At 68.3% G+C, this 11764-nt stretch carries 12 protein-coding genes; 8 read left to right on the top strand and 4 right to left on the bottom strand.

The window, feature by feature from the left end:
• On the top strand, positions 1–254 hold a 254-nt coding region (locus G3O00_RS21820; protein ID WP_206144298.1), incomplete at its 5' end, for a helix-turn-helix transcriptional regulator.
• A gap of 18 nt (positions 255–272) precedes the next feature.
• Complete coding sequence (locus G3O00_RS21815) at positions 273–776, top strand: hypothetical protein (protein ID WP_241025279.1); 504 nt, start codon at positions 273–275, stop codon at positions 774–776.
• A 78-nt stretch (positions 777–854) separates the two neighbouring features.
• Here the strand turns inward: G3O00_RS21815 and G3O00_RS21810 are convergent, their stop codons facing one another.
• Both G3O00_RS21810 and G3O00_RS21805 read right to left on the bottom strand, forming a co-directional pair.
• Positions 855–1160: a hypothetical protein gene (locus G3O00_RS21810; protein WP_011355290.1), complete on the bottom strand. Its 306-nt coding sequence runs from the start codon at positions 1158–1160 to the stop codon at positions 855–857.
• Positions 1161–1375: 215 nt separating this feature from the next.
• Complete coding sequence (locus G3O00_RS21805) at positions 1376–2806, bottom strand: cytochrome P450 (RefSeq protein WP_206144297.1); 1431 nt, start codon at positions 2804–2806, stop codon at positions 1376–1378.
• A gap of 87 nt (positions 2807–2893) precedes the next feature.
• Here G3O00_RS21805 and G3O00_RS21800 point away from each other — a divergent pair, with 87 nt between their 5' ends.
• Positions 2894–3829 (top strand): AraC family transcriptional regulator, encoded by a 936-nt coding sequence (locus tag G3O00_RS21800; protein WP_206144300.1) that lies wholly within the window; start codon positions 2894–2896, stop codon positions 3827–3829.
• 137 nt (positions 3830–3966) lie between these two features.
• Positions 3967–4800 carry a GntR family transcriptional regulator gene (locus G3O00_RS21795; RefSeq protein WP_206144296.1) on the top strand — a complete coding sequence of 278 codons (834 nt, stop codon included), beginning with the start codon at positions 3967–3969 and terminating at the stop codon, positions 4798–4800.
• Between the two features lie 13 nt (positions 4801–4813).
• Here the strand turns inward: G3O00_RS21795 and G3O00_RS21790 are convergent, their stop codons facing one another.
• Positions 4814–6058: a serine hydrolase domain-containing protein gene (locus G3O00_RS21790; protein WP_206144295.1), complete on the bottom strand. Its 1245-nt coding sequence runs from the start codon at positions 6056–6058 to the stop codon at positions 4814–4816.
• 295 nt (positions 6059–6353) lie between these two features.
• On the opposite strand from G3O00_RS21790, the gene G3O00_RS21785 reads away from it, so the two are divergent.
• The 4 genes from G3O00_RS21785 (at position 6354) to G3O00_RS21770 (ending at position 10081) form a co-directional block, all read left to right on the top strand.
• Positions 6354–7238 carry a LysR substrate-binding domain-containing protein gene (locus G3O00_RS21785; RefSeq protein ID WP_174932067.1) on the top strand — a complete coding sequence of 295 codons (885 nt, stop codon included), beginning with the start codon at positions 6354–6356 and terminating at the stop codon, positions 7236–7238.
• Positions 7239–7420: 182 nt separating this feature from the next.
• Entirely contained in the window at positions 7421–8353 is a 933-nt protein-coding gene (locus G3O00_RS21780; protein WP_206144294.1) for an AEC family transporter, read from the top strand.
• Between the two features lie 121 nt (positions 8354–8474).
• Positions 8475–9410, top strand: coding sequence for a DMT family transporter (locus G3O00_RS21775; protein WP_206144293.1), 936 nt, complete (start codon positions 8475–8477; stop codon positions 9408–9410).
• 296 nt (positions 9411–9706) lie between these two features.
• Entirely contained in the window at positions 9707–10081 is a 375-nt protein-coding gene (locus G3O00_RS21770; RefSeq protein ID WP_011355298.1) for a hypothetical protein, read from the top strand.
• Positions 10082–10237: 156 nt separating this feature from the next.
• On the opposite strand, the gene G3O00_RS21765 is transcribed toward G3O00_RS21770, so the two are convergent.
• Positions 10238–11755, bottom strand: coding sequence for a CoA-acylating methylmalonate-semialdehyde dehydrogenase (locus tag G3O00_RS21765; RefSeq protein ID WP_011355299.1), 1518 nt, complete (start codon positions 11753–11755; stop codon positions 10238–10240).
• Between the last annotated feature and the right edge of the window lie 9 nt (positions 11756–11764).

The raw sequence follows: 11764 nt of genomic DNA, 5'->3' as shown, positions 1-11764 counted from the left end.
ATGCCGACCTCGGCGCGCGTGTCGAGCAGGCGCTCGCCCGCTTCGGCGCGGGCGTGCTGACCGATCGCGAAATGTCGATCGCGCGAATGGTGCTGCGCGGCAATTCGTCGAAGGCGATCGCCGAGCGGCTCGCGATCTCACCCGAAACGGTGAAGGTGCACCGGCGGCACCTGTACGCGAAGCTCGGAATTTCGTCGCAGCCCGAGCTGTTTTCGCGTTTCATCCAGGCGCTGGGGGAAGACGCGGCGGGATGACCGCGTCGATGCCGACGGATGGCAACCGGCGTGGAATCGGGCACACTCCGTGAAGCGCCGCATGCCATGGTCATCCGGCGAGGCCGATACGGATGCACCGTCGACAACAGGATTGCCCGAAAACAGGAGCCCCGACTCATGTCGCTCATTCCGATCATCGGGCTTGGCTGGCTGTTTCTGTGCGCGATCAGTGCCGCATCGATCGTGCTCGTCCCGCCCGTGGTGCTGGTCGCCGGCCTGATGGGCAAGGACGTCTGGTCGCTCCTGACCCGCGGCCGGTTGCAGTTCGCATTCCTGGCCTACCTGGGCTCCGCGCCGGTGCCGGCCGTCTTCACGTTCCTGCTGGAAGCCGGCGCCGCGGCCGGGAGTGCCGGCGGCGTGGCGTCCGACAGCCTGCGCCGATGGAACGAACAGCTCTTTTTCGTGTTCGTCGCGGCGGCGGCACTGAGCGGCCTGCTGTTGCTATTGCGGCCGAAAGGCACGCAAGCGGCAAACGCCGAACCGTCGCAGCCTGCGCGATAGCCGGCACGCGAAGGCTGCGCCATGCCGCCTGCCCGGTTCCCGGGCAGGGACATCGTCATGCGCCGATTCCCGCTGCGTCTACTTCCACTTCGCGCCGATCTGCGCGAGCCCGGCGTTCTTGAGATCGTCCGGCAACATCACCACGCGGAACTCGCAGTCCGCATTCAACATCAGGAACCACGGCTCCGCGAGCGCCGGGATCTGCGACGGATCATTCAGGTCGACGATCACGACCGCCCCGCGCCCGCCGTTCTGCTCGGTGAAATACACGGCCTCCGGCTTGACCGCTTCGAGTATTCGCGAGATCACGTCGCCGACGCTGCCGTCGCGCACCAGCGTGTTGAACGGCTCGTGAGGGATTCGTATGTTGAGAAGCATGCGCATGACCATCCTCCTTGGGCTCCGCCCGGGCCGGGCCCTTCAAGCATAGGTGCTGCGCGATGCCGCGCCAGCGCGCGCCGAAAGCAGCGACCGGCGCGCATTGACATTCCGACGATTCGATGACGCCGCATCGCGCGAACGGCAATCGTTCGCGACACGCGAATCCGGCGCGAACGTCGTCGCGTTCGATGCGCCGTCGATTCAGCGCACCGCTCGAATCACACGGTACCGCCGTCCGCGGCGGGCGCGATCGCAAGATGCAGCAGCCGCTCCGGTCGCAGCGTCACATTCAGCACCGGCCGCGGCGGCATCATGCCGGGCTGCGCCGACAATTCGTAGCGCTGCAGGATCATCGCCGCGACGACCGTCATTTCCGTCATCGCCAGATGCTGCCCGAGACACACGCGCGGCCCCGTGCCGAACGGCATGTAGGTTCCGCGCGGCGCGGCCGGCGCGTCGTCCGCAAAACGCTCGGGACGGAACACGTCAGGCTCCGCAAACCATCGCGCATCGCGCTGCATCAGTTGCAGCGGCAGCATGAACAGCGTCCGCGCGGGAAACTGCCACGGCCCCAGCGCGATCGGCCGCGCCGCTCGGCGGCTGATCAGGATCGGCGCGGAAGGATAAAGTCGTAGCGTTTCCTCGAGCGTGTGCGTCAGGTAGCGCAACGACGATCGCGTCTCGGCGGACGGCGCACAACCGCCCAGTACACGCGACACCTCGTCGCGCGCGGCGGCCTGCGCCGCCGGATTCGTTGCCATGCACCACGCCCACCAGGTCAGCGCCCCGGCCGTCGTCTCGTGGCCCGCGAGGAATGCGGTCATGCATTCGTCGTGCACCGCCTGCAACGGCCATCGCCGCGCGTCGTCCCGATGCAGCCGCAACAGGCGCGACAGCAGATCGTCGGGCCACGCACGCGCCGGCAGGTCGAGACGCGCGTGCAGTTGCCGATCGATCAGCCCGTTCAGCACAGCCATCGCCCGCGCCTTGCCACGCTTCCAGGGCATCCAGTCCGGCGTGCTTGCCGGCCAGTAGAAATCGGCGTTGGCCGCCGCGCTCACCGTGCGCACGGCTTCCTCGGCTGCACGCGCATCGTCGCCGATCGCGTCGGAAAACATCGTGCGCATGATCACGTCCATCGCCAGCGACGTCAGCGCGCTTTCGATCGGCCAGTCAGGATCGCGCGCCGGCCACTGCGCGAGCGCATGTCCGGCCGTCGCCGCGATCGAAGGTACGAACGCCTGCACCGGCTTCGGCATGAAATTCGGTTGCAACGCCTGCCGCTTGTCGCGCCACGCATCGCCTTCGGCGACCAGCACGCTATGGCCGTGGACCTGCGCGAACACCCGGATGGCTCGCTCCCAGCGCCCGAGCGCATCGTGATGCGTAACCAGGAGTTCGCGCACGAGCGCGGGGTCGGTCACGACCACCGCATGCTCGGGCCGTACTCGCAAGTGCACGACGTCGCCGTAGGTACGCTGCCAGCCGGCAAGTGTGCCGAGCAGGTCGCGCGACATCGCGCGCAACAGCCCCCAACCCGTCAGGCCGGCAGGCGGCCCCGGCGGCCATACGCCGGGCGGGTGAAGCACGGGCGCCGAAGTCGCGGCGTCCGCATGGAATGGACATTGGGAAGTGGATCGCGTGTTCATGGAGCGGATTATCTGCACCGGTACGCATGCGGTCTTGAACGCAAACGACATCGACAGCCATGTGAACCGTCCCTATACTCCGGCGACATGTGCTCCGGCCCGCCTCCGATCCCGTCGTCATGCCCTGACCCGCTTGCGCGTGCGCCCCGCGTGCCGAGCGGCGGCCGGCCGCCGCATGCGCGGCTGTATCCTGCGCCGGCCGCGCTCCAGGGCGCGGTCGTCGCGATCGCCCTGCAAGACACGCGCGGATTCGCATTGAGCGACGCGCAGCGGCTCTCGCATTTTCCGGCCACGCCGCTCGTGTGCGTGTCGTGGTACCGCGGCCTCGACGCGGGCTTCGTCGAAAACACGGTCGACGGCCCGCGGTGGCGCCCCTTCGGCGCGGCGGCAACGCTCTCGGGCAGTCATTCGTTCCCCACCGTCGCCTGGTCGCCGACAGGCGGGCAGATCGGCATGATCTGTTTCACGGCCGATGCAGCGCGGGCGCTGTTCGACCTCGCGCTGGCGGACATCCATGACCGCGTGCTGGACGCGCACGCTTGCCTCGGCGACGACTGGCATCCGCTGCTCGATGCGCTGGTCGGCGCGGACCGCGATGCCGACGCGCTGGCGACGATCGAGCGTCATCTTGCGCCCCGCTGGCGGGCGTTACGGCCCGCGACGCCGCTGTCGTCGCTACGCAATGCGGGACGCAGTTGGGTCGAGCGCCTCGCCCTGCAGGCGCGCGAATGGCGGCATACCCACAGCCCACGCCAGGTCGAGCGACGTATCAAGACCTATAGCGGCCGATCGCTGCGCGAATGGCAAACCCTCGTCAGGACGGAAAGCGCGTTCTTTGCGGCGCGCGACCGGTTTGAAGCCGGCGCCGCGTTCAACTGGGCCACGCTGGCGCTGGACGAGGGGTTCGCCGACCAGGCGCATCTGAGCCGTGAGGTCAAGCGGATCACGGGATTCTCGCCGAGCGAATTCACGCAACGCTTCATCGAGGACGAATCGTTCTGGATGTACCGGCTGTGGGTGTGACGATCGGCGGCGCACCGATACGGACGCCTGCCTGAGCCCATACATTCCAAGAGTAGAATGTTAGGCATTTATCTGAGCTGCGCCCGCCGCGCCACGCTCTGCCATCCCGCCGCCCGCATCATTCCAGGAGCCCGTGATTGAACCCGTCGTCGTCGCCCCCCGAGCGCAAAGGGGTCGCCCTTTATGCGCGGATCGCCAGCCTGCTGCGCGGAAGAATCCACCAGGGCGAATGGAAGCGCGGCGACCAGTTGCCGCCGATTCCCGAGCTGTGCGCGTTCTATCAGGCGGGCACGATCACCGTGCGCCAGGCGCTGGCCGAGCTGAGCGCCGAAGGACTCGTGAGCAGCGCGCGCGGCCGCGGCACGTTCGTCACGGCCGATGTCGTCTCGCCGGCGGATAATCCGGCGCTGCGCGCCGCGATCAACGATCCGCTGCAGCTTGCGCCCGGCCAGACGCTGCGCGTGCTGCTGCGTGAAGCCGTGACCGAATTGCCCGCCGCGTTGCAGACGGGCCAGCCCATGCGCGCCGCCTACATGCGGATCCGCACGCTTCATCTGCACGACGGCACGCCTTACGGCGTGATGGACAGCTTCGTCGCACGCGAAACCTACGACCGGTTTCCGAAAGGCAGCGACGCGCGGAACAAGGTCGGCTATCTCGTCCGTCAATACAACCGCCTTCCGCTCGCGAAGGCCCGCCAGGAAATCACGGCCGCGTATGCGGACCAGGAGACGGCCGACCTGCTCGCGTCGGACGGCGCCGACTGCAGCATGGCCGACATGCTGATTCGCATGCGCCGCTGGTGGACCGACGGCGACGGCTGCATCGTCCACGCGGGGCTCTATCTCTATCGCGCCGACCGTTTCGTGCTCGACATCACGCACGATCTCGACAGCGACGACCGCAGTGCCGACCTGATCCCGTCGCCGCGCACGGGCACCCGGAAAACCACGCGCAAGCCGGCGGCCTGACGCGCTATCCGCGTCACGCCGGCGCACTGCCATCGTCGTCGCCCATCGCACCGTAGACCCAATGCCGCAGGTCGCGGCGGATCCGGTACGTCGTCGACGGCAGCAGTTGCGTCATGAACACGACGATCAGGTCCTCGGCCGGATCGATCCAGAAGGCCGTGCTGGCGCCGCCGCCCCAGAAGTAATCGCCGACGCTGCCCGGCTGCATCGTCGCGGCCAGGTCCTGTGTCACCGCGAAGCCGAGCCCGAAACCGAGCCCCGGGTAGACAGCCTCGCTGAACGTGGAACGCGACATCCGGTCGAGCGTCTTGCCACCCGGCAGATGGTTGATCGTCATCAGCTCGACGGTCTTCGGGCTCAGGATCCGGTGCCCGTCGATCGAGCCGCGATTCAGCAGCATCCGGCAGAAGCGCAGGTAGTCGCCCGCCGTCGATACGAGCCCGCTGCCGCCCGATGCCAGCGCAGGCGGCCGGAGAAACGCGCTGGCCGCCGGGTCGTCCTGCAGCACGAGGCCGCCATCGGCGCCCGGGCGATAGCACGCGCACAGACGCCCGGCCTGCTCGTCCGGCACGAAGAAGCCGGTGTCGGGCATGCCGATCGGGTCGAACAGCACTTGCTTCAGGTAGTCGGCAAACGGCTGCCCGGAAATCTTCTCGACGAGATAGCCGAGCACGTGCGTCGCGACCGAATAATTCCATTCGTCGCCCGGCGAGTAGTCGAGCGGCAGCCGGGCCAGGTCCGCGATCATGCCGTCGAGGCCGCCCGGGTTGCCCGGTTCGCCGAGTGCGAGTTCGCGGTACGCGGCATCGACGTTCGTGCGGGCCTGGAAGAAATACGACAACCCGGCCGTGTGGCGCAGCAGGTCGACCATCAGCATCTCGCGCGCGACGGGCCGCGTCTGGAACCCGCCGAGGCTTCGTGCGCCGGCCACGGCAACGCCCAGATCCTTCCAGGCCGGAATCACGCTCGACACGGGATCGTCCAGCGCGACCAGCCCCTGTTCGACCAGCGTCATGAACGCGACGCTCGTGATCGGCTTGGTCATCGAATAGATGCGGAAAATCGCGTCCTCGCGCATCGGCTTCACCCGCTCGATATCCATCGATCCCACGACGTTCACGTGCGCCAGCTCGCCACGACGATGAATCATCGTCACGGCCCCCGGCAAGCGCCCGGACGCCACGTACCGTTCGTTCAGCCGCGTATCGAGCGCCGTCAGCCGCTGCGACGACAAACCCGGATGTGCCACCTTCGTCATGCCCCTGCTCCTCTTTCCACTTCGGTCTCGACACGCCGGCGCCCGCGTCACGGTGCTCCATCAAGCACGCTTGCCCGGCTTAAACATTCTAAAAATAGAACTATATCATTTTAAAGAATGCTCGAACCACCGCGACGCATCGGCGACGCCCCGCGCGCGCCATGCAGGCCGGTTGCCCGATTCGAGACGCGCGGGCATGATGTCGCGAACCCCGGCGGCGGCCCGGCGAACCGTTACCCGCAACGCGCCGTCAATCGCGCCGGCCGGGGCCGCCTCTGCCCACCTCCGTCCGCTCATGTCATTACGCGCATTCAGAACGCTGGTCGCCATCGCCCGATACCGGACGTTCGCGCGGGCCGGCGAAGCCATCGGCCTCACGCAATCGGCGGTGAGCCTGCAGATCAAGACGCTCGAAAGCGAATACAACGTGCAGTTGTTCGATCGCTCGCGCCGGCAGCCGGTGCTTACCGAGGCCGGCAATATCCTGCTGGCGCAGGCCGAGCAGGTACTCGCGATGGTCGACCGGATTCCCGATGCGCTCAGCGACGAGAAGAAGCTGGTCGGCCGCCTGCGGATCGGCGCGATCCAGACCGCGCTGTCCGGCCCGCTGCCCGACGCGCTGCTCGCGCTGCGCGCGGCGCACCCGGGGCTGCGCGTGCACGTGTCGGCCGGGATGTCGGCCGAACTGGCGAACCGCGTCGCGGCCGGCGAACTCGATGCGGCGATCACGACCAACCCCGTGCGCCCGCATCCGGCGGAACTGACGTGGACCACGCTGTACGAGGACCGTTTCTGGCTGCTCGCGCCGCCGGACCATGCGGAACGCGACGCGGTCACGCTGCTCGATTCCCTGCCGTTCATCCGCTTCGATGCGCAGGCATGGGCCGGCCGCATGATCGCCGCGGAGCTGCGCCGCATCGGCGTGCGGGTACGCGAGGAGATGGTGCTGGACAGTGCGGAAACGATCGCGCGCATGGTCGCGAGAGGGCTCGGTGCTGCGATCGTCGCGCTCCCCGATTCGACGCTCGCGCGCCTGCCGCCCGTCACGCGCTTGCCGTTCGGCCAGCCGCAGATGGGGCGCGCGGTGGTCCTGCTCGAACACCAGTCGCGCCCTGCCGAACGTTTCGCGCGTGCGCTGGCCGCCGAAGTCACCGCATCATCAATGAGAATTTCTCATTGAACACCCGATAATTAACAATTATTCCTGTTGCTTGTGCGTGTTAACTTGGCGGCATCGTTATTCTTTCGATTGCATGTCGCCATGTTGCCCGCCGGATGGATTCCCGCCTCGTTCCGTCGCTTTGCGTGCCAGCCGCTCGAGGCGGCCCGCACCGCCGGCACGGCTTGCGTGAAGGCACGCCGATGATCGGCCCGATCCTGCTCGCGCTGGCGCCGGTTGCGCTGCTGGTCGCGTTCGGCCACGGCCTGCGGCGCACGGGCTTCATCGCCGACGCGTTCTGGCCGCAGGCCGAGCGGCTGTGCTACTACGTGCTGCTGCCCGCGCTGTTCGCGGACGGCCTCGCGAACGCGCGACTGCAATCGCTGCCGGTTTTACCGCTCGCGGCAGCGCTGGTCGGTTCGACCGCACTCGCCGCGGCGCTTCTTCTGCTGGTCCGCCGGTTCGTGCGGGTCGACGGCGCCGGCTTCACGTCGGTGTTCCAGGGCGCCGTGCGCTTCAACAACTATGTCGGCACCGCACTCGCGGCCGGCCTGTTCGGCGCAAAAGGCATCGCGCTCGCGGCCGTGTGCGTCGCGGCGATCGTCCCCACCGTCAACCTGATGTGCGTGCTCGTGTTCGCACGCTACGGCGACACGCGGCTCGGCGCGGCGGCGCTCGCGCGCCAGATCCTGTCGAATCCGCTCGTCGTCGCGTGCATGCTCGGGATCGCGATGCAAGCCGGCGGCGTCTCGCTCCCGGCGGCCGTCGAACCGGCCGTGCGCGCGCTCGGCGTCGCGTCGATGCCGCTCGGCCTGCTGTGCGTCGGCGCGGCGCTGAAATTCGATGCGGCGCGTGCGTGGCTACAGCCGGTGTGCATCGCGTCGGCGTTCAAGTTCATGGCGATGCCGCTCATCACGCTCGCCGCCGGCCGCCTGTTCGGGCTCGGCGATGCGGCGCTGACGGTCGCGCTGCTGTTCCAGGCGCTGCCGACGTCGTCGGCGTCCTACATCATGGCGCGCCAGCTCGGCGGCGATGCGCCGCTGATGGCCGGCATCACCGCGTTCCAGACGATCGCTGCAGCGCTCGCGATGCCCGTCGTGCTGACCGCGCTCGCGTCGGCGCCGGCGTTTCGCTGACGACGCAACATCCGCCCACATTCACCTGAATCCAGCCTGCCATCGCGCGATTCGGCATCGTCGGCCGTGCGCGGTCGAACGCGCGTTGCCGCCACTGGCATTAATCGAGACACCCCGTCACATGAACGCTCCCGCCCCACCCGCCGCCCTCATTGCCACCCGGCCGCACGCGGCCATCTACGTGAAGCTCACGCTCGTCGCGCTGTTCTGGGGCGGCACGTTCATCGCGGGCCGGATCCTGGCCGCGTCGATGCCGGCGACCACCGCGGCCACCGGCCGTTTCGCGATCGCCGCCTTGTTGCTGGTCGTACTGACGTGGAAGCTCGAAGGCGGGCTGCCGAAGCTGAGCGGCCGGCAGATCCTGACGACCTTCGGGCTCGGTGCGACCGGCATCTTCCTGTACAACGTGTGCTTTTTCGCGGCGCTCGCGCGGATGCCGGCGGGCCGCACCGCGCTGTTCGTCGCGCTGAACCCGGTGGCCACCGCCGTGCTGCTGTCGATCGTCGTGCGCGGGGAGCGCCTGTCGCTGTCGCGCTGGGCCGGCATCGCCGTCGCGCTGTTCGGTGCGCTGGTCGTGATCAGCCGCGGCGAATTGCTGCGCGTGCTGACCGATCTCGGCAATACGTTCGGCGCAGGCGAACGTTACATGCTCTGCGCGGTGCTGAGCTGGGCCGCCTATACGGTGATCGGCCGGCGCGCGCTCGACGGGCTGTCGCCGCTGGCGGCCACAACGTATGCGGCGCTGTGGGGCCTCGCGCTGCTGATCGTCGCGCACCTGGTCGGCTCGCCCGCCGGAAGCAGCACGCCGCTGACGTGGCAGGCCATCGCGTCGATGCTCTACCTCGGCGCGGTCGGCACGGTGGTCGCGTTCGTCTGGTATTCGCAGGGCATCCGCGAACTCGGGCCGGCCCGCGCGGCCGTATTCACCAACCTGGTGCCCGTGTTCGGCGTGCTGCTGTCGGTCGTGCTGCTCAGCGAGCCGCTGTCGCCGTCGATGCTGGCCGGCGGGGCGCTCGTGATCGCGGGCGTCGCGCTGACCAATCGCGCGCGGCGCTGACGCATTGGCATGCGTACTTCGTACCAAGGGGACGGATGGCAAATCGCGGAGCCGGAGCATGACGGCAATCGCCGCGCCGTTGTGTAACGCCCACGCGCGGCCGATACGCCCCCGATGTTCTCGCAGCCCCGCCAAAAACCGCCTATCGTGAATGGAGCGCTCCGTTCGCCGCCATTCGACCCTGCGTCGCTCGCACCGGCGGCGACGGCACCGCGTTCCGGCACCATTCATCGCGATCCTGGCGCACGCTCGCCCGTGCACGATCGCGGCCGCCCACCGGATTACAGGAGGCCCTCATGAAAGCCGCGCTGCTCGTCAGCTCCGCCCTGCTCGTCATTGCATCCGCTTCGGCGTCGGCCCAAGGCTCGATCACGAAAGTCGAAAACGGTTCGCTCGTCGCCGCGAACGGGATGACCGTCTATACGTTCGACAAGGACAAGGCCAACGCCGGCACCAGCGCGTGCACGGGCCAGTGCGAATCCTTCTGGCCGCCGTACAAGGCCAGCGCAACCGACGTTCCGGTCGGGCCCTACACGATCGTCAAGCGCGAAGACGGCAGCCCGCAATGGGCCTACAAGGGCAAGCCGCTGTACTTCTTCTCGAAGGACATGAAACAGGGCGACCGCAACGGCGACAACTTCAAGGACATGTGGCACGTGGTCGCGCCGTAAGCGTCATTCCGCCGTCTTCCGCGCGCGTCGCGCGGACGTCAAAAAGCCCGCGCGGATCATCGATCCGGGCGGGCCTTCTGCCGCCGGCAATCACGCCGGCCGTGTCGCGTCGCCCGCCGTCATGCGGGCAGGCGACGCTTGCAGCCGGGTGGCGCGTCAGCGGTTCGACGGGAAGCTGAACACCGTCCCTTCGCGCACGCCGGCCGACGGCCAGCGTTGCGTGATCGTCTTGCGCTTCGTGTAGAAGCGCACGGCGTCCGGGCCATACGCGTGCAGGTCGCCGAACAGCGAACGCTTCCAGCCGCCGAACGAGTGGTACGCAACCGGCACCGGCAGCGGCACGTTGATGCCGACCATGCCGATCTGGATGTTGTCGCCGAAGTAGCGTGCGGCCTCGCCGTCGCGCGTGAACAGGCACGTGCCGTTGCCGTACTCGTGCGCGTCGATCAGCGCCATCGCCTCGTCGAGCGACTTCAGCCGGATCACGCCGAGCACGGGCCCGAAGATCTCGTGCTGGTAGATCGGCATGCCGGGCTTCACGTTGTCGAACAGGCACGGACCGAGGTAATAGCCGCCGTCGTGGCCGTCGACCTTCACGCTGCGGCCGTCGACGACGAGCGTCGCGCCCGCTTCCACACCGGCTTCGACGAAGCCCGTCACCTTCTCGAAATGCTGCTGCGTGACGAGCGGGCCCATGTCGACGCCCGCGCCGTTGCCCGGGCCGACCTTCATCTTCTCGATCTCGGCCTTCAGCCCCGCGACGACCTGGTCGCCCGTCTCGTCGCCGATCGCGACGACCAGCGGAATCGCCATGCAGCGCTCGCCGCACGAGCCGTATGCGGCGCCCATCAGCGCGTTCACCGCGTTGCCGATATCGGCGTCCGGCATCACGACGGCGAAGTTCTTCGCGCCGCCGAGCGCCTGCACGCGCTTGCCGTGCGCGCAGCCGGTCGAGTAGATGTATTCGGCGATCGGCGTCGAGCCGACGAAGCTCACGGCCTTCACGCGCGGGTCGGTCAGCAGCGTGTCGACCGCTTCCTTGTCGCCGTTCACGACGTTCAGCACGCCCGGCGGCAGGCCGGCTTCGAGTGCGAGCTCGGCCATGCGCAATGTGGACGACGGCGTGCGCTCCGACGGCTTCAACACGAACGTGTTGCCGCACGCGACGGCCATCGGCCACATCCACAGCGGCACCATCACCGGGAAGTTGAACGGCGTGATGCCGGCCGCGACGCCGAGCGCCTGGAACTCGCTCCACGAATCGATCGCGGGGCCGACGTTCTTGCTGTGCTCGCCCTTCAGCAGCTCGGGCACGTAGGTCGCGTATTCGACGTTCTCGATCCCGCGCTGCAGCTCGCCCATCGCATCGGCGAGCACCTTGCCGTGCTCGGCGGTAATCAGCGCGCACAGCTCGTCGGCGTGCTCCTCGAGCAGCGTCTTGAAGCGGCTCATCACGCGGGCGCGCTTCAGCGGCGGCGTATTGCGCCAGGCCGGGAACGCGGCCTGCGCGGACGCGATCGCGGCTTCGACGGTCAGCTTGTCGGCGAGCGCGACGCTCTTGTGCGATTCGCCGGTGGCCGGGTCGAACACCGGCTGGACGCGGCTGCCGCCGTCGACGCGCTTGCCGTCGATCAGGTGGCCGACGGTGGACGTCACATTGCTGTCGTGTTTCATGTATCTGAC

This window comes from Burkholderia sp. Ac-20384 (assembly GCF_017104605.1).
Lineage (GTDB): Bacteria > Pseudomonadota > Gammaproteobacteria > Burkholderiales > Burkholderiaceae > Burkholderia > Burkholderia lata.
Note: the sequence above shows the minus strand (reverse complement) of the source record. Positions and strands in the feature narration are given on the sequence as shown.